Origin of the sequence: Phocoenobacter uteri, assembly GCF_900454895.1 — a bacterium.
Classification (GTDB): domain Bacteria; phylum Pseudomonadota; class Gammaproteobacteria; order Enterobacterales; family Pasteurellaceae; genus Phocoenobacter; species Phocoenobacter uteri.
Map to the genome: position 1 here is coordinate 1,469,495 of NZ_UGTA01000001.1, position 18,908 is coordinate 1,488,402.

General features: G+C 36.7%; 13 protein-coding genes. 7 read left to right on the forward strand and 6 right to left on the reverse strand.

Annotation, left to right across the window (positions count from 1 at the left end; all coding sequences use genetic code 11):
- Positions 1-271: 271 nt before the first annotated feature.
- The 4 genes from rapA (at position 272) to accC (ending at position 5,979) form a co-directional block, all read left to right on the forward strand.
- A complete protein-coding gene (gene rapA, locus DYE60_RS06730) occupies positions 272-3,166 on the forward strand; it encodes an RNA polymerase-associated protein RapA (protein WP_115315864.1) in 2,895 nt (964 codons plus the stop codon).
- A gap of 8 nt (positions 3,167-3,174) precedes the next feature.
- On the forward strand, positions 3,175-3,840 hold the full coding sequence (gene rluA, locus DYE60_RS06735) for a bifunctional tRNA pseudouridine(32) synthase/23S rRNA pseudouridine(746) synthase RluA (protein ID WP_115315865.1): 666 nt from the start codon (positions 3,175-3,177) through the stop codon (positions 3,838-3,840).
- 321 nt (positions 3,841-4,161) lie between these two features.
- Positions 4,162-4,617, forward strand: coding sequence for an acetyl-CoA carboxylase biotin carboxyl carrier protein (gene accB, locus DYE60_RS06740; RefSeq protein WP_115315866.1), 456 nt, complete (start codon positions 4,162-4,164; stop codon positions 4,615-4,617).
- A gap of 18 nt (positions 4,618-4,635) precedes the next feature.
- Positions 4,636-5,979: an acetyl-CoA carboxylase biotin carboxylase subunit gene (gene accC, locus DYE60_RS06745; protein ID WP_115315867.1), complete on the forward strand. Its 1,344-nt coding sequence runs from the start codon at positions 4,636-4,638 to the stop codon at positions 5,977-5,979.
- A 67-nt stretch (positions 5,980-6,046) separates the two neighbouring features.
- Here accC and DYE60_RS06750 read toward each other — a convergent pair whose 3' ends face one another.
- The 6 genes from DYE60_RS06750 to hemH form a co-directional block, all read right to left on the reverse strand.
- Positions 6,047-6,673 carry a hypothetical protein gene (locus DYE60_RS06750; protein WP_147285450.1) on the reverse strand — a complete coding sequence of 209 codons (627 nt, stop codon included), beginning with the start codon at positions 6,671-6,673 and terminating at the stop codon, positions 6,047-6,049.
- Between the two features lie 12 nt (positions 6,674-6,685).
- Entirely contained in the window at positions 6,686-7,255 is a 570-nt protein-coding gene (locus tag DYE60_RS06755; RefSeq protein WP_115315869.1) for a hypothetical protein, read from the reverse strand.
- Positions 7,256-7,819 carry a hypothetical protein gene (locus tag DYE60_RS06760; RefSeq protein ID WP_115315870.1) on the reverse strand — a complete coding sequence of 188 codons (564 nt, stop codon included), beginning with the start codon at positions 7,817-7,819 and terminating at the stop codon, positions 7,256-7,258.
- A 190-nt stretch (positions 7,820-8,009) separates the two neighbouring features.
- Positions 8,010-14,195: a two-partner secretion domain-containing protein gene (locus tag DYE60_RS06765; protein ID WP_115315871.1), complete on the reverse strand. Its 6,186-nt coding sequence runs from the start codon at positions 14,193-14,195 to the stop codon at positions 8,010-8,012.
- A 16-nt stretch (positions 14,196-14,211) separates the two neighbouring features.
- On the reverse strand, positions 14,212-15,915 hold the full coding sequence (locus DYE60_RS06770; protein WP_115315872.1) for a ShlB/FhaC/HecB family hemolysin secretion/activation protein: 1,704 nt from the start codon (positions 15,913-15,915) through the stop codon (positions 14,212-14,214).
- Between the two features lie 226 nt (positions 15,916-16,141).
- Complete coding sequence (gene hemH, locus DYE60_RS06775; RefSeq protein ID WP_115315873.1) at positions 16,142-17,092, reverse strand: ferrochelatase; 951 nt, start codon at positions 17,090-17,092, stop codon at positions 16,142-16,144.
- Positions 17,093-17,194: 102 nt separating this feature from the next.
- Between hemH and lptM the strand changes: the two genes are divergently transcribed.
- From lptM to trmA, 3 genes are all read left to right on the forward strand, one after another.
- On the forward strand, positions 17,195-17,305 hold the full coding sequence (lptM, locus tag DYE60_RS06780) for an LPS translocon maturation chaperone LptM (RefSeq protein WP_115315874.1): 111 nt from the start codon (positions 17,195-17,197) through the stop codon (positions 17,303-17,305).
- A 105-nt stretch (positions 17,306-17,410) separates the two neighbouring features.
- The gene (locus tag DYE60_RS06785) at positions 17,411-17,734 is read left to right on the forward strand and encodes a MaoP family protein (protein WP_115315875.1); all 324 of its coding nucleotides are present in this window, start codon (positions 17,411-17,413) and stop codon (positions 17,732-17,734) included.
- 53 nt (positions 17,735-17,787) lie between these two features.
- Complete coding sequence (gene trmA / locus DYE60_RS06790) at positions 17,788-18,879, forward strand: tRNA (uridine(54)-C5)-methyltransferase TrmA (protein WP_115315876.1); 1,092 nt, start codon at positions 17,788-17,790, stop codon at positions 18,877-18,879.
- Positions 18,880-18,908 lie beyond the last annotated feature (29 nt).

The window sequence follows — 18,908 nt, forward strand, 5'->3', positions numbered from 1 at the left end:
TTTTTAAATCACGATTATTAAAGCACAAAAGCCTAAATTTGAGATCAAATTTTTAAGCAAAATGCTACGATATTATTTGATAATATCAATTAGATTTTTTTATTAAATTACCTTTTTTAACGCTATTCATAAAAAATTTTAAGGCAAAATAGTATTGATGACAACGTAAAGGAAAAGACACCCAAAATTTTCTGTGAAATTCTGCCCCTTATTCTGTGAAATTCAGGTAAAATACCCGTAATAGTTAAGTTATAAATAGGTAGAGTTGAATATGAATTTTGTTGTGGGACAGCGTTGGATAAGTGAAAGTGAAAATAATTTAGGATTAGGGATTGTTACAGCGGTAGATAATCGCACCGTCACACTCTCTTTCCCTGCGGCCGATGAGCAACGTGTATATGCAATCGACGTTGCACCTTTAACTCGTGTTACTTTTAAAAAAGGCGATACAGTAACCAGCGAAGAAGGCTGGAAACTAGAGGTGACCGATTTAATGGTTAATCAAGATGTTGTAATTTATTTTGGAATCCGTAGCGATACCAACGAAGAAACAGTGTTAGCAGAAATGCGATTAGATCATAAGATCAGTTTTAGTCGTCCACAAGATCGTCTGTTTGCCGCACAAATCGATCGTAGTGATCGTTTTGCGTTACGCTATCGTTCGTTACAACATCAACAAGCTCAATATCTATCGCCACTTCGTGGAATGCGTGGCATTCGTGCAAGTTTGATCCCACACCAATTACATATCGCCAAAGAAGTCGGTAAACGTCTTGCTCCACGTGTGCTTTTAGCCGATGAAGTAGGTTTAGGTAAAACCATTGAAGCAGGAATGATTTTACAACAGCAGCTTTTTTCAAGCCGTGTAAATCGTGTTTTAGTGTTAGTACCTGAAAGTTTACAACATCAGTGGTTGGTTGAAATGCTACGTCGTTTTAACTTGAAATTTTCACTATTTGATGAAGAACGCTGTGGCGACTTTTTTGATGAAGAAATGGGGGTTGAGCTTAATCCTTTTGAAAGTGAATCCTTAGTGATTGCCTCAATTGACTGGTTAGAAAAATCCCCAAGACGCTCACGAGAAGTGCTTGAAGCTGAGTGGGATATTTTGATTGTGGATGAAGCCCACCATTTAGAATGGAATGAAGAAAAACCAAGCGTGGCATATCAATTCGTTGAACAGCTTTCTGCACAAGTGCCATCGGTATTATTGCTTACCGCCACCCCTGAACAATTAGGGCAAGAGAGCCATTTTGCACGCTTAAAATTACTGGATAGCGACCGTTTCTACGATTATCAAGCCTTTGTACAAGAACAAGCACAATATCAGCCTGTGGCAAATGCCGTTAACACCTTATTGAACAACCAACCATTAAGCACACAAGAACAAAACAGTATCAGCGATTTATTGCCAGAAGAAGACGTTGAGCCAATGTTCCGCATTATCAACGCCAAAGATTGCGATGAAGAACAACAAACCGCAGTTCGCCAAGAGTTAATCAAAGAGCTTATCGATCGTCACGGCACAAGCCGAGTGTTATTCCGTAATACCCGTGCTGGCGTAAAAGGTTTCCCACATCGTGTGTTCAATCAAATTACACTGACAATGCCAGAAATTTATCGACACATCGTTGATGATTTAATCGAGCCAAGTCTTGAAGAATTACTTTACCCTGAAAATATCTTGCTGAATGATGATCCTGACGCAAAATGGGGCGAGCTTGATACCCGTGTGGAATGGTTAATTTCATTCTTACAACAACACCGTGATGAAAAAATCTTTGTGATTTGTAAACACGCCAACACGGCGATTGAGCTTGAACAAATTCTTCGTGAAAAAGAGGCTATTCGTTGTGCAGTATTCCACGAGAGAATGTCGATTGTGGAGCGTGATCGTGCGTCAGCTTACTTTGCTCAACAAGAAGAGGGGGCGAATGTCTTAATCAGTTCAAGTATCGGTTCAGAAGGGCGTAACTTCCAATTTGCACACCATTTAGTGCTGTTTAATTTACCGGATAACCCTGATTTATTAGAGCAAAGTATCGGACGTTTAGACCGTATCGGACAGCGTTGTGATATTCAAATTTTCGTGCCTTGTTTTGAAAATTCTGCCCAAGCACGCTTAACCCAGTGGTATCACGAAGGATTAAATGCCTTTGAAGAAACTTGCCCAATGGGAAGTGCGATTTTTGCAGAATTTAAACAAAATCTGACCGCTTATTTACAAAATCCAACCCAAGACGGCTTTGAAGATTTATTAAATCAGACCAAACAGCGTCAGCAACAGCTTAAATTAGAGCTAGAAACAGGACGTGATCGCCTGTTAGAAATCAACTCAAACGGTGGCGATGAGGCACAACAATTAGCTCTTGATATTGCCTCGGAAGACAACTCGCCTGAGCTTGTGAGCTTTATTTTGCACCTGTTTGATATTATCGGCTTAGAGCAAGAAGATTTAGGCGAACAAAGTATCGTCATCAAACCAACAGGGCATATGGTTGTGCCTGACTTCCCAGGATTATCAGAAGAAGGCAATACCGTTACCTTTAACCGTGATCTTGCCCTAATGCGAGAAGAAATCGAGTTCTTAACGTGGGATCACCCAATGGTGCGTAATGGTATCGATCTCATTACCTCAGGCGACATCGGTAAAAATGCGATTTCTCTACTTGTGAATAAACACTTACCTGCTGGTACACTGTTGCTTGAAGCAATTTATGTGGTTGAAACCCAAGCACCAAAATCATTGCAATTAACCCGTTTCTTACCGCCAACGCCTGTGCGTATTTTAGTGGATAAAAACGGCAAAAATATGGCGGAGCAAGTGTCATTCTTTGGGCTTGAAAAACAGTTAAAACCATTGAAAAAACAGATGGCAAATAAAATTGTGAAAATGGCACGCAACGACATTGAAAACTTAATTAAATTAAGCGAACAAGCGATCGTCAGCCAAGCACAATCACTGATTGACGAGGCAAAACACAATGCCGATCAAACCCTAACTGCTGAATTGCACCGTTTAACCTCACTCCAAGCGGTTAATAAAAATATCCGTGCCGATGAAGTGCAAGCGTTAGAGCAAATCAGAGAACAATCTTTGGCTGAATTAGAGCAAGCAAACTGGCGTTTAGACAGCCTGCGTGTGATTGTCAGCAATCAAGGGTAAGACGAAGAATGGCATTGATCAAATACAATCCCCCACTCGAACCTTATTTAGAAGAAGTGTACCGTGATGATTACATCACGGTTATCAACAAACCAAGCGGACTGCTTTCTGTTCCAGGTGCAAGACCAGAATATCAAGACAGTGCGATGTTCCGCGTGTTGCAAAAATACAAATTCGCCCAGCCGGTACACCGTTTAGATATGGCAACAAGCGGTCTCATTTTATTCGCATTAAGCAAAAATGCAGAAAAAGAACTTAAACGCCAATTCCGAGACCGCGAACCAGAAAAGCATTACCAAGCATTATTATGGGGAAAATTTGGGGAAGTCGGAGAAACAGGCACAATCAGCTACCCGCTGATCTGCGACTGGGAAAACCGCCCGCGTCAAAAAATTTGCTACGAGCGTGGAAAACAAGCGGTTACATTTTATGAAGTGCTTGCACATTATCCAAATAATACCACAAGGGTCAAACTCACGCCCCACACAGGGCGATCACACCAGTTGCGACTACACTCTCTCGCTCTCGGACACCCAATCATCGGCGATAAGTTTTACGCTAATCCCTTAGCCAAAAGCCTCTCTCCAAGATTGTGTTTACACGCTGAAATGCTGACAATTACCCACCCAGTTACAGGGGAAAGAATGCGATTTGAGAGTGATGTGCCGTTTTAGGTTTTATTGTAGTGTCAAGGTATGACTTTACGGATTCTATCGTAAAAAATCATAACTTCAATTTTTACTAAATACCAAAATAGAGCGATAAAAAACAGGGTTCGCCCTGTTTCAACAAAAGTAAATATCATCCTATTTTTATAAAAAATTTAACCTAATTGCGACGATCAGCAACGAAATTGACATAATATCCGTTAATTTTGAAAAAAATTATCGCAAATTTTGTCAATTTCAGGTAACCTTACCCAACTTATTTCACTATCTATTTTTTATTAAAAATTTAGATAGTTTTTTTATTCAAATTAACCAACGGATCTCATAATGGATATTCGCAAAATTAAAAAATTGATTGAACTTGTTGAAGAATCAGGTATTACTGAATTAGAAGTATCAGAAGAAGACGGTTCTGTTCGTATTAGTCGAGCAAGCACTGCTCCTGCTGTTGCACCTCAACAGGCTGTTACTCAACCAACAATTGCTGTGACACAAACTCCAGCACCTGCTACATCTGTACCACAAGAAGTTGCACCAGCAACGGTAACAGGACACACCATTACTTCTCCAATGGTAGGAACTTTCTACCGTAGCCCAAGCCCTGATGCAGCACCTTTTGTTGAAGTAGGACAAACAGTGAATGTGGGCGATGCGTTATGTATTGTTGAAGCAATGAAAATGATGAACAAAATTGAATCAGACAAAGCTGGAACAGTAAAAGCAATCTTAGTAAGCGATGGCGATGCAGTTGAGTTCGATCAATCTCTTATCATTATTGAATAAGTACGATAGGACACTCAAATGTTAAAAAAAGTTGTTATTGCGAATCGTGGCGAAATTGCTTTGCGTATCTTGCGTGCTTGTAAAGAACTCGGCATTGAAACCGTCGCAGTGCATTCAACGGCAGATCGTGAATTAAAGCACGTTTGCCTTGCGGATGAAACAGTATGTATCGGACCTGCGCCTTCTGTAAAAAGTTATCTAAATATACCCGCTATTATTTCAGCGGCGGAAGTGACGGGCGCTGATGCTATTCACCCAGGTTATGGTTTTTTATCTGAAAATGCCGATTTTGCAGAGCAAGTTGAGCGTTCAGGTTTTGCCTTTATTGGACCAACCGCGGACGTGATTCGTTTAATGGGCGATAAAGTTTCGGCAATTCGTGCTATGAAAAAAGCAGGTATTCCTTGTGTTCCAGGCTCTGATGGACCTGTTGGCGATGATGCTGAAAAAAATAAAGAAATTGCAAGACGCATTGGCTACCCAGTGATTATCAAAGCCTCTGGTGGCGGCGGTGGTCGTGGTATGCGAGTAGTAAGAGATGAAAAACAACTCGCAGAATCTATTGCAATGACCAAATCAGAAGCACGTTCTGCTTTTAATAATGATATGGTTTATATGGAAAAATACCTTGAAAACCCACGTCATATTGAAGTGCAAGTTTTATCGGATACCTTTGGAAACGCGGTTTATTTAGCAGAACGTGACTGCTCAATGCAACGTCGTCACCAAAAAGTATTAGAAGAAGCGCCAGCACCAGGTATTACCGAAGAATTACGTCAGTTCATTGGCGAACGCTGTGCGAATGCGTGCCGTGAGATTGGCTATCGTGGTGCGGGTACTTTTGAATTTTTATATGAAAACGGTGAATTTTACTTTATCGAAATGAATACGCGTATTCAAGTTGAACACCCTGTAACTGAAATGATTACCGGTGTGGACTTAGTGAAAGAACAGTTACGCATTGCCTCAGGCTTACCGCTTTCAATTACCCAAGATCAAATTAAAGTGCGTGGACACGCAATTGAATGCCGTATCAATGCAGAAGATCCAAAAAGTTTCTTACCTTCACCAGGTAAAATTAAACGCTTACACGTTCCTGGTGGATTAGGCGTGCGTTGGGATTCGCATATTTACGCAGATTACACCGTTCCACCACATTACGACTCAATGGTCGCGAAGTTAATCACTTATGGTGAAACCCGTGAGATAGCGATTAGAAGAATGGAAATTGCCCTTTCAGAAACTATTATTGAAGGGATCAAAACAAATATCCCTCTTCATCAAGATATTCTAGATGATGAAAATTTTGCTGAAGGTGGTGTAAATATTCACTATCTTGAAAAGATGCTAGGGATAATCTAACTTTTAGCTAAAAAACTTAAAATAAATGAAAGGGAAAAGTAACGTTACTTTTCCCTTTTTTATGTTTTTAGTCTTTAGCTAACTTTTCTAATTCCATTGCACTAATCAGTTGACCTAATGCTAATGCACAACCTAAATACATTGAATTAATAAATAATACAGAATAATAAATATTACTAAACATTTTCATTCTCATACCATTAAGACGCGGCTCTGGGTAAACGAACCAAAGCATTAATTCAATACCAAATACCATCGCTATAAAATATAAGCTATTTTTCCTTACACATTTTCTATTTTTTTGAGGTAAATCTTCCTTCACATACCAATCAGCTAATATTTTCATGTCATTAAAAAACTTAGGTTTGTGAAAAAGTTTCAATGGTACGATCAAAAAGACAAATAACATCATGATTAAAATGCCTATCGTATAAGCGTCATAAATCAGTAAAATATTGTTACTCACATACCCATCTAAATGCTGTGAAAACGAGGTTAGCTTCAAATTCAAAGCACCATCAAACCGAGAAGAGTTCAAGTAGGTAATGATTAACGCAAGCGTAGGTGGGAGAGCTAAAAAGAAATAAGGAATGGGGAAAACAAGATTCCATACTTTAAAAATATAAAACTTTCCCAATGGAAAACGAGCACTTGCAAGCATTACTTTTCGTTTTTCTTCAGGTGTTAACATCATTTACTCCTAAAATTATTTAATATATGGCAAGACATTTCGTTTAACCTCCATTGAATAAATCATAGCAAAGATAAAAGAGATACTGGTAAGACATTTTATGCAATAAATCATAAAGAAATTTATAAATACATCTCTCTGAAAAAGATCCATAAACTTTGGTCCATTATAGGCATTTCCAAGAAAGAATAGATAAAGCATAAGTAACAAAAGGAAGGGAGCAAGTAATATTGTTGAGGATATTTTTGAGGGCATATTTGATAGTTCCTCGGACGTCGCATTGATTTGAATATTTTTCTTTATCATTTCAGTTACATAAGGGGGAAATCCGAATATAAAATATTTCAACATTGATAGAATTAATATCAAGAAACAATATAGTCCAAACGCATCAAATAACCATTTATTCTGTGTTGTTCCACACATGGTTTTAGAATGAATGGATAATCCACTATAATCAGCAGGTACATAAAATAAACTGATAAAAATAATAATTGGTATGCCGATAAAAACTATTTTAGGAAAAAAGACCATATGCTGAACAACTAACAACATTGTTCGATAAGATAATTTACTGTCCTTCATTTAATTCTCCTTAATATATGGCAAGACATTTCGTTTAATCTCCATTGAATAAATAATAGAAAAGGTAAACCAGATACTGGTAAGACATTTTATGGGATAAATCATAAAGAAATTTATAAATACATTTCTCTGAAAAAGATCCATAAACCTTGGGTCATTCGAGGCATTTCCAAGAAAGAATAGATAAAGCATAAGTAACAAAAAGAAGGGATAACCTAATATTGTTAAGGATACTTTTGATAGCTCCTCGGACGTCGCATTGATTTGAATATTTTTCTTTATCATTTCAGTTACATAAGGGGGAAATCCGAATATAAAATATTTCAACATTGATAGAATTACTATCAAGAAACAATATAGTCCAAATGCATCAAATAACCATTTATTCTGTGCTGTTCCCCACATGGTTTTAGAATGGATAGATAAGCCACTATAATCAGCAGGCACATAAAATAAACTGATAAAAATAATAATTGGTATGCCGATAAAAACGATTTTAGGAAAAAAGACCATATGCTGAACAACCAAGAATACTGTTCGATAAGATAATTTACTGTCCTTCATTTCATTATCCTTAATACAAATACTGATGAACCGACAGAAGAAATAATAATTTTTTATGTTTAACGAATCAATAAAATACTTTTATTTTTTGATAAAAATAGGGGAACAATTACACAAATAATTGTTCCCCTCATAAAAGTAAAAATGAATATTAACGTAATTATTAAACTACTCTAATATTTTCACCAACTTACTTGATACTTTCATAAATAGGCTCTTCTGTTGCCTCTTTATTTTGTACTTTTGCCTCAGGAATCGGAGGTAATGGGCGGTTTGCCATCAAGTTATCTTTAATCTCTTCATAAATGTGTTCTTCTTGGGCATCATCTTGCTTAGAAGTCTCATTTTGTTTCGGAGACTTTTCTACTAATCCTTTAATTTCAAGCGTTTCAAAAGTAAAGCCTGTTTTAGCCACTTTTTCATTACGCTCAATAGTTTTAGATTGAGATAAATCTTGATTTACCTTACCTTGCACACCTTTTTCACTCTTTACATTGGTTAATGTTGAGTGTTGAGTTGCTTTATAATGCTCTTGCTCAGCACGCCCGCCACTCACATTAAATTTTGATAATCCTTGTGAATTTGCCCCAGCACTGATACCTAACTCACCACCATCTTTATGGTAAGAATCGTTGATTTCTTCGCTGTGTACTGCACCTTTCACATTTAATTTTGATTGATCGCCCTTATTCACAAGGTAACCGCCTTTCAATGTCAAATCATTCAAATTACCCGTAATTTGATTTGCTTTAATCCCTGACTGCTGTGCCACTTTCTTGCTTTCTTCGCCTTCAAAACCAATGGTAACGCCACCACTCACACTTGGTTTAACCGTTAATGCCGTTGTGACCGAGCCACCAATACCTAAATTGACTTTTGCTGATAAAGTGTCTTTTCTCACTTTATCTTGTACAGACTCAATATTAGTCTTACCCTTAACATTTAAAGTAAGCTTGTTCGTATCCACATTTGCCCCTTTAAGATTAAGATCTTTTTCGGTTTCAATGCGTAATTGCTTAGCATTTAATTGCGTATTGGTATGTGTTTTTGAATTACTAGTTGTTTTCTCATAACTTTCGCTAAAACTTCCGCTAATCCCTACGCCACAACCATCTGATTGTACGCCACAGTTTATGCTTGTTCCTGCTGAGCTTTTAATTGTGAAGCTTGATTCTGTTTCAGCACGTTGTGTTTCGCCCGCTTTCAAATTCACACTACCTTTGGCTTTCAAGGTTAATTTGCTATTTTTATCACTTTCTACATTTTTAAGATCAATATCTGAGTGAGAAGAAAGTGTGGTATTCCCTCCAATTTTGCTACGAATATCTGATTGTTGCGTGCTATGTTTTTTAGAATGAGAAATCTCCACTTTATTTTTTGAGCTACCGCCCACAACATCGCCAGTAATCAGATTTAATATGTCACTGCCTGCTTGTAGTATTGCTGTACCATCTTGTTTAAGCCCTTTATGGGTATCTGTAATTGTTCTTGAAAGAGAATTTGCAACATCGCCAAAAGAAGAATGTGCTTCTGATTCCGTACCAATTTTCAATACCGTTTTCGATGATGATTCTTCCAATACATCTTTCTGTTTATTCGATGTAATTTTCTTCGCAACAATATTAAAGCCTTTTCTTTCTTGCTCCGCTCTATGCTGTTTTTGATTTTCAAAGAAATTTTGCCCTTTTTCCGCCATCAATCCGTTGATTTCTGCCTCTGAAAGTTTTTTGATATTTACTTTTTTTGAGTTAGAAGCGGTCATATTTTTTTCATTTTTTGCAATTTTTTGATCGCTCTGCTCCAACGCTTTTTGATCATTTAGCGATGTATCTGATGGCGTTTGTGAAGCGTTAATGTCAATACCGCCAATCTCCGCTGATCCTTGAATATGCAATTTACCGCTTTTCGCAGAGAGTTCACTATTACGATGTGTCAATTCTGTGCGTTTTTCTCTTTCCTTAGAAAAAGTCAAACCAATGCCAGAATTTAATCCGAATCCATCATTTTGTGAAACTTTACCTGTTACGCCATCTTTTTCATTGATCGTTAAACCTGCACGATGTCCAGCAGCACTGCCAGAAAGGTTAATTTCTAACTGCAACACATCTTCTTTACGCTCACTATGTTCAATATTCTTACCTGCTTTCGCATTGTAATCCCCTTGAACAATACCTGTAATGCGATTAGTTTTAATGTCACTACCAGTTTGATTCAGATCGCCTTTAATTGCTAAATGTAAATGATCAAATTCTGCCTTTGACCCTTCCGATTTCACGCTAGCATGTTCTTTTGATTCTCCGCCAATACGTTTACCAGAAAGTTTTGAAAGAATATCCCTTTCTTCTCGTGAACTTTCCGTTTTATACGTATCTTTAAGATTCAAATCTTTGGCTTTAATATAACCGCTCTCGCCTTTCACATTTGAGGCAATCACATCGATATTTTTATCTTGTTTCGTTTCAAGATGAAGGTGTCCTTTTGATTGAATATTTGCTTTGCGTACTTCGGTACTGCCGTCACCTTTTACAATCACTGTGCCTTGTGTTTCAATCCCTTCTAATCCTTTCAAACGAGAAGATTCTTCACCTAAAATATCCCCTTTATTTTTGATTTTATTTTTGGCCTCAATATCGAGTTTTTTACCTAAAATCGTCCCGCTATTTTGGGTATTTTGTGTTTTAAGGCGGAGTTCACGAGCTTGAATTAGAGCATTACCTAACCCTTTAAACTCTTTCGCATCAGCTAAGGTTTTTTGAGTTAAATAAACCTGAGGAACGTACACATCTTGTCCCTGTACTCTGGTTCTCACATACCAAATAATATCTTCGTCAAGTTTCGCTTGTTGCTCTTTGGTTAAGGCTTCCCCGACTTGTAAATTCAATGATTTTGCATTGTAATACGCATTATCAATCAATTTTTTCACAAGTTCTTTTTGAGAAACATCATATTTTAGGGCTAAATGATTATCGACTTTTTTCTCGATCATTCGTGTAATCAGCTGATGTTCAAGGAATTCATCGCCAATCACTTTGGCTTTTTGTGATTCTTTGAGCATTTTTGATAAGAAATAACCCGCTCCAACATAGCCCTCTTTACTTAAATAATCTAAACGTGTTTTATCAACAGCTTCAAGCTCGATTTTTACATCGCCTTTTGAATTATTTTCAGCTTTACGCTTGTTTTCTAATTCAATTAAACGCTTACGAGCTTCTAGTAAACGATTTTCATATTCTTGAATACGTTTACGCTCTGCTTCTTCTTTTTTACGGCGTGCTTTTTCTTCTACTTGGAAATCTTCCAATTCGTGCTGTAATTGACGTTTTTTCTCACTATTTTTTTCTTTTGCAATGCTTGCATATAAATCATCTAATTTTTTCTGACGTGCTTTTTGTTGTTGCTCCATCAACTCTTGATGTTTACGCTGTGCTTTTTCTTTGGCTTGACGCTCTTCCAACTCTTGGGATTTACGACGTTTTTCATCAAGAATACGTTGACGTTTTTCTTCTTCTGTTTCAGGTAATAATGCGAGAGCTTGCTCGTTTAATTCTAGTTGCGAAGCGATCTTTGGATCTTTTTTATCTGAATGTGTGATAAAAAGATGAGAATTATTTAATAATTCCATAAACACTGAAAGATCGATGTCCATCTCTTCTTCAATCTGACTTTTCACTGTGTCAAATTCTACCTCAGGTAAAGCAATTTTATGCTTACCAATCAAGATATTCTTTTGAGCTTTCCCTTTTTCAGCATATTTTCCATTTCTAAGCAAATCCGCTTCGCCAGTGATTTTATCTGCTAAGAATTTTGCGGTATTTCCTTCGGCATTGAAATGAAGTTTGTGACCACCTTTTGCATTAAAGCCTTGCCACGCCTTTTTCAAATCGCCATAGCTTTGTTTATCCCAATTTTGTCCAAAAACAAGGGTCATCACTTTTTGGAAATCATTTGATTGAATATTTTTCAAGGTTTTAAACACTTCAATACTACGTGCATAGTAAATGCTCGTTTTTAATTGTTCTGGATATTCATTTTCCAATAATTCTTCAAATAAGCTGTATAAATTCTCTTTTTCCAAAACCGATTGACCACTTAATCCTGTATTAAATGCCGTTGATCTTGGTGAGAAAGCAATTTTTACTTTTGCTTGGTGTTTTAAGTAATCATAGATCACATCAAATTGCTGTGCATTCGCTTCATTTACAATTTGCTTTGTACCACTGTTTTTCACTTCGCCTTGAATATTAAATACGCCAGAATTAAAGATCCCCGCATCGTTGTGTGATCCAGTAGTTTCTTTTTGGATAAATTCAAAGTCAGACTCGCCTGAAATTCGTCCCACACTGGCAACACTTACATTATTTTTCAATTCAGGTACATCAATTTCTGCTGTATAAACATCATATTGGAATGAGCCATTATCAGTATGTGTGCTTTTTAATAGGTTTTTTTGCGTGGTAACGCCACCCGCTAATTTCGTTTCATTAACAAGTTTCACCGCAGAAACAGTAATTTTATCCTTAGCCAGAATTTCACCGCTATTATGCACTGCATTTTCAGCTTCTAAATAGAGACGACCATCCGAATGAATCGTGGCTTTTTGACCATTAGTAATATTTGTTTGTGATATCAAACTAACTAAATCTTTTGCACCAAGCACGCCTTCATTTTGAATGCTATTTGCAGAAACTTTTAACGTTTTCGCACTGGTGATTAACCCTTTGTTTGTAAAGTTTTTACTATAAACTTTTAGATTTGCCCCTGTTTTCACTTCGGATTTTTTATCAATGTTAAAACCTGCGGACGTAATTTCTAGATCATTTTTTGCTTCAATGAGTTTATGCACACTTCCATCAAAATCTGTTCCATCCTTGAAAATCAATTCAGCACTCTCATTACTTAAAATTCGACCGCTGTTATTGTATCCGTTCGTTTTTCTTTTACTATCAAGCCCTTTCGTTTGAATTTTTAACGATCGTTCTGCCAAAATAACGCCATTATTATAAAGCTGAGTAGTATCTAAATCTGCATTGCGAGCATAAACCGTCCCTTTGTTTTCAAGATAATCACTTTTAAGATTGACGTTTTTACCAAGAACCTTAGCATCTTTCTTCACCGCTAATAATTTTGCTTTCGCGTTAATGGTTGAAGCAGATACTTTCGATTGATCATTTAAACTAATCACCGTTGCATCTAACTCAATATGATTACCACTAAGATGTGCCTTGCCATTCACATTTGCAAATTCTGCTTGTAATTTGACCGCTTGTGCATTGGTATCATTATTGATATGAACCGCTTTGGCTTTGTTGATATTTAGATTTTTTTTCGCTGTGCTTTTATTTAAGGTTACATCGCCTCTTTCTGTTGTAATATCAAGATCACTTTCAGATAAAATAATTCCATTATGTCTTACGCCCGCACCTGAATCCGTCGTGACAAAACGAATATGTTTACCGTGCATTGCCCCCGCTTCATCACCACTGATTAACACCTCATTCGTGATCTTATTTTTAGACTGAATTTGCCCTGTTTTCACATCATAGTCTGATGAACCCGCAACTAAGCTAATTTTTGTGGTTGCTTCACTGTTTGGCTGACTATTTTTAATCGCCCCTTTTTGCTGAATTTTTTTGGCAACAATATCTAAATATTGTAAACCATCGGTGTTGATCCCATCTTTACCAATGATCACCTCACCGCGATCCACATTCAGTTTTAATCCTTTGGTTGGATCAATCACGTCACTGGTAGAAACAACAAAACGATCCGTATTATAGGTTTGCACACCATTCACCGTTACGCCATTTGGGTTGACGACTAATAAATCCGCTTTGCCCCCAAAGACTTCTAACCCACCTTGTAAAAGGGTTGGATTTGTTCCTGTCACTTGGTTTAAAATCGCTTTTGCTTCATTGCCTGCTAATAATTTATTTGCTTCAAGATGTCCTGCTAAATGAGAATTCCCACCTGTGGCACTGTTATTAAATACCGCCCCATTTTTCACATTAAATTCATTAAAACGGTTATCAGAAATACCATCGCTTTCAGGTTTTGCAATATCCACAATCAGTCTGCCATTATCCGCATTTCTCACCTGTGTTTGTGTTGAACCAACCTCAACGCCATCTAGCGATTTTCCGTTAGCCATTGCATTCACTGACGCCGTACCTATGACGATCACTGGTAACATTTTTAATGTCACCTTAATCAACTGAGCAAGTGGAGCAATTTTAAATCGGGGCTCATCTTCTTCCCCATCACTAGAAGGATCACGATCAGATGAACCATTATTTACCGCAGATTTAATATTTTCCGCCACTGGCACTAAACATGCTTTCGCTTTACTAAAAATTAATTTATATCTATTTTTGTTCATAATTATTTTTCCTTACTTAAAAATGAACTGAACTGTTAAAATACACAACACCACCACGATCCGAATGATCCTTTAAAGTGTTGCTTAATGGTTTTGCATAAGTTACAGATAATGAAATATTCTTTGCTTGTGCTTTAAATCCCAATGCCAAGCCCATCAATTTATTATGCTGTTTCAATGCTTTCTGGTGTGTTTGCCCCCAATCTAACCCAATAAAAGGCGAGATCGTGGACAAATAATTCTTTTGCGGATAAAAAGGCATTGAAAGGGTTTGCGATACATAGAATCCTCGCTCACCTGAGGCAACGCCTCCTTTAAAACCGCGTACGGTATATTCATCACCGATACTAAATTGATTATCGGAGAGTAAACCTAATTTACTATATTGCCCCGCAATTCTAAGCTGATAATTAAGCGGGCGACTCCATACAAACGCCTTATGCCAATTCACACTTCCAGCCAATAATTGCAAATTTCTATCTTTATTATTAAGGTAAGCCGTTGGCTTTGAACCAAACCAATGTAGCCCCTGACTCAAATGAATATCACTGTGTAACTTACCGCCCCAAAGTGTTGTTAAATGCGATAATCCCAAATCCAATTTGCTATAAAGATGATCATTGGTTAAACGATTTACCACATAATTTTTCTTTTTCTTGAACTCCAGCTCGCCATAAGCCGTTAACATACTGTCTCTATCTCGTACCAAAATACGTGATAATTTTAGATTTGCGGTTTGCGTTTTTCCTTCATTGCTGTAAGTTCCATTTCGACCTTGCAATGCCTTATCAAAATCGGAATGAGAGAGTTTTAAATCCAAGGTATAAAAACCGAATGGCTGACTATAATTTAAGGTATAGTTATGCTGATTATTCTGCTTACTTTTGTCATAAAGACGATAGCCCGTTGAAAATGACCAGCTATCATTGATACCCAATAAATCACTGGCAGACACCGTTGTCGTCAACTGATTACGTCCATTTGCATTATTTCCCGCTCCTGAATTATTAAAACCTAATGAGAAACGAGGTAATGAGTTTCGTGCTGTTTCAACATTCAAATAAGATTTTGCAACCTCATCACTTGGTATCACTTTTACTTGGGCAGATTTATTCACACCATTGGTGATTTCAACGATCTGATCGATATCAAATACGCTTAACGGTTGTTGCGTTAAGGTTGGTAAAGTACTTAACATCGCACGATCTTTAAAAGTATTCGCTGACTGACCATTCACTAAAAAGCCTTTTACCCAGCCCCAATGTACGATAAATTTCAAATGCCCATCGGCAATATTTTTATCTTTTAAACCAATGGCACTGGTGCTGTATCCTTTTGAATACAGTACCTCTGTCAACTCTTTTACTAAGGTTAAAATTTGCGATTTAGTTAATGATTTATCTTGATAACGAGCAATCACAGGTTGAAAATCTAATCCAATATCTTGCCCCGCCAAATCCACGCTAATACGACGAATGGGATAGCCTTGTCCCTGCGGATCTTCTACCACTTTTTGGAGATGAGATGGTGTATTCACAGACAAAAATTGCCGTGCTTTTTCAATTTGTTTTTCGCTTTCTGTTAATTGTGCTTCGTTTTTTAATCTTTGTAATTCTTGATCAAGCGGATCACTCTCAACAGCCTGAGCCGTTAAAGGTGAAGAGATAACCCCAAGAAAGAAAAGAGAAATTAAGTGATGATTGTTGAATGATGAATTCATTCAGATTTCCTTACAAATTCTATGTCACTAAGAATTTTGCGAATTATATATAAAAATAAACCGCTTAGCCGACTGGTCTTATCAGCAAAAAAAGTAAGGTTTTTTTGTAAGAAAAATGCAAGTATTTCGTCGTATATAAAAAATGAATAAAATTCAATCTAAAGCTGTATAAAATAGAAAAAACCTTTAATTTCAAAGATAAATTAAAGGTTTTTTAAACGTCATTCTAACACCTGTTATCAATCAAAGTCGTTAAAAGTTCGATATGAGCCTGACTAGCATTAAGGGCAGGAATATAGCGGTAAGATTTTCCACCATTTTTGCAAAAAATTTCTTTATTTTCTACGGCGATTTCTTCTAAGGTTTCTAAACAATCTACCGAAAATCCCGCACAAATCACAGCAATATTTTCAATATCTTGTTGCGGATAGTTTTCTAAAATATGATCCGTATAAGGCTTCAACCATTCTTCTTTTCCAAAACGAGATTGAAAACTCAGAGTCCAATCACTTTCCTTCAAACCTAATTGTTGTGCAACTAATTGTGCTGTTTCTCGACAGTGTTTTGCATAAAAATCCCCTTCCGTTTGATAACGCTCTGGAATGCCGTGAAAAGAAAAAAGCAAATGCTCATTTTTCTGTAACTGAACTGACTCCGCTAGTGCGTTAATATACAAAGGATGATCGTGATAGCTATGGATAAACTCAAACTGACACACTCTTTTATGCCTCTTTAAAGCGTGTGCAAAAGCATCAAAAACAGGAGCTGTAGTTGTGCTGCTGTATTGTGGATAGAGAGGTAATACAATAATTTTATCAACACATTGTGCTGTAAAGCGGCTCACTGCCTCGCTAATTGAAGGATTACCGTAAGTCATTCCCAATTCAACAATGACATCCTTACCTTTTTCATCAAAATAGTGCTGAATTGCTTGCTGCTGTTGGCGTGAAATTGCAAGAAGTGGTGAACCTTGTTCTGTCCAAATTTCTTGATAAAGCTTCGCCACTTTTGGGCTACGGCGTGGCAATACAATACCATTTAAAATCGGTAGCCAACTTAATCTTGGAAGGTCAATCACTCGCGGATCGCTTAAAAATTCTTTTAAATACTTTTTTACTGCAACTGGTGTAGGTTCATCTGGCGTGCCTAAATTTACTAATAAAACTCCAATTTTCATCAATTTCCTCAAAATATATTTTCTTATATATAATGATGGAAATTATGGCATATCTTGGGTAAAATTCATCAATATTTTTTAAAATTTAAGATTAAGGTTACTATGAAAAAATGGTTCATTATTGCGATATTCGCAAGTCTCACGTTAACTGCTTGTGGCGTGAAAGGGTCACTTTATTATCCTGAAAAAGAAGTTCAACAAGAAACAAACTAATTTTATGCAGAAATAAAGGCGATTTTCACAAAAAATAATTGACTTATTTTTAAAAGTTGCTTTAATGCCCCCCTTATTTTTTAGAACAGTAAATTAGGAGAAAATATGGCAGAGAGTTTTAGTTCAACCCGTCGTTTTTTTGATAATAAAAATTATCCGAGAGGTTTTTCTCGTCACGGCGATTACACTATTCGTGAATCTCAACTTTTAGAGCAATTTGGTCAAGCTTGCCTTGCATTAGAAAAAGGCGAAAGAGAGCCTGTAACAGAAGAAGAGATACAGTTTGTTGCAATGATTAAAGCTGAAAGACAGGCAACAACGCCATTAGAAAGAGTATGGGTTAAATACCGTACTAAAATTAGTCAAACAAAACGTTTATACACTCTTGCCGACAATCTTGGCAACGATGTTGATGATTTATCAGAATAAACGATACACTAAGGGGAGAAATCCCCTTTTGTTTTTATATTTATAGAGTATTTATGACATTACCCGTTGAACAATATCCACAATTATTTGCAAAAAAAGTGGAAAATTTAACCGCTTTATTTGCCCCTTTTAATGCTCCTTCCCTTGAAACTTTTGAGTCTGAGCCTGAACATTTCCGTATGCGTGCAGAATTTCGTATTTGGCACAATGACGATGACCTGTATCACGTCATGTTCAATCAACAAACTAAACAACGTTATCGTGTGGATCAATTCCCAATTGCGAGTAAATTATTAAATCAAATAATGGTGGTGTTGCTTGATGAAATTCGCTTTAACGAACTGTTAAGACACAAACTTTTCCAAGTGGATTATTTAACGTCATTAAGTGGACAAATTGTGGTTTCAATGCTTTATCATAAAAAACTTGATGACGCTTGGACAGAGCAAGCTCAAATCCTTAAACAAAACTTAATTGAAAAAGGCTTTAATATTCAATTAGTTGGGCGAGCAACAAAACAAAAAATCATTGTTGATCGTGATTATGTGGAAGAAAAATTAACCGTTGATGGTAAAGAGTATATTTACCGCCAAGTGGAAAATAGTTTCACTCAACCTAACGCAAAAATGAATATCAAAATGTTAGAGTGGGCAAGAAGTTGCACCGCTAACAGCGAAGGCGATTTACTAGAGCTTTACTGTGGTAATGGGAATTTTTCTATTGCTTTGGCAAGCCAATTTAGAAAGGTTTTAGCAACGGAAATCTCAAAATCTTCAGTAGCATCGGCACAATATAATATTGAACAGAATAACATTGATAATTTACAAATTATCCGTATGTCAGCAGAAGAGTTTACTCAAGCGTTAAATGGCGTGCGTAAATTTAATCGTTTGAAAGGGATTGAATTATCGGATTATGAATGTAACACAATCTTTGTCGATCCACCTCGTGCAGGATTAGATCAAGACACCTTAAATTTGGTGCAAACCTATGATCGCATTTTGTATATTTCGTGTAATCCACAAACACTTTGTGAAAACTTAGAGCAACTTAGCAAAACACACCGCATTGAGCGATGTGCTTTGTTTGATCAATTCCCTTACACAGACCACGTTGAAAGTGGCGTTTGGCTAGTAAGAAAATAGATAAATGAAATGATAATGTGTTGATTTTC

Coding starts and splice junctions, on each gene's coding strand:
- hemH (WP_115315873.1), bottom strand. CDS start 17,092: ATGAAAATTGGAGTTTTATTAGTAAATTTAGGCACGCCAGATGAACCT.
- accB (WP_115315866.1), top strand. CDS start 4,162: ATGGATATTCGCAAAATTAAAAAATTGATTGAACTTGTTGAAGAATCA.
- trmA (WP_115315876.1), top strand. CDS start 17,788: ATGACATTACCCGTTGAACAATATCCACAATTATTTGCAAAAAAAGTG.
- DYE60_RS06750 (WP_147285450.1), bottom strand. CDS start 6,673: ATGATGTTAACACCTGAAGAAAAACGAAAAGTAATGCTTGCAAGTGCT.
- DYE60_RS06755 (WP_115315869.1), bottom strand. CDS start 7,255: ATGAAGGACAGTAAATTATCTTATCGAACAATGTTGTTAGTTGTTCAG.
- accC (WP_115315867.1), top strand. CDS start 4,636: ATGTTAAAAAAAGTTGTTATTGCGAATCGTGGCGAAATTGCTTTGCGT.
- DYE60_RS06785 (WP_115315875.1), top strand. CDS start 17,411: ATGGCAGAGAGTTTTAGTTCAACCCGTCGTTTTTTTGATAATAAAAAT.
- lptM (WP_115315874.1), top strand. CDS start 17,195: ATGAAAAAATGGTTCATTATTGCGATATTCGCAAGTCTCACGTTAACT.
- rapA (WP_115315864.1), top strand. CDS start 272: ATGAATTTTGTTGTGGGACAGCGTTGGATAAGTGAAAGTGAAAATAAT.
- DYE60_RS06770 (WP_115315872.1), bottom strand. CDS start 15,915: ATGAATTCATCATTCAACAATCATCACTTAATTTCTCTTTTCTTTCTT.
- rluA (WP_115315865.1), top strand. CDS start 3,175: ATGGCATTGATCAAATACAATCCCCCACTCGAACCTTATTTAGAAGAA.
- DYE60_RS06765 (WP_115315871.1), bottom strand. CDS start 14,195: ATGAACAAAAATAGATATAAATTAATTTTTAGTAAAGCGAAAGCATGT.
- DYE60_RS06760 (WP_115315870.1), bottom strand. CDS start 7,819: ATGAAGGACAGTAAATTATCTTATCGAACAGTATTCTTGGTTGTTCAG.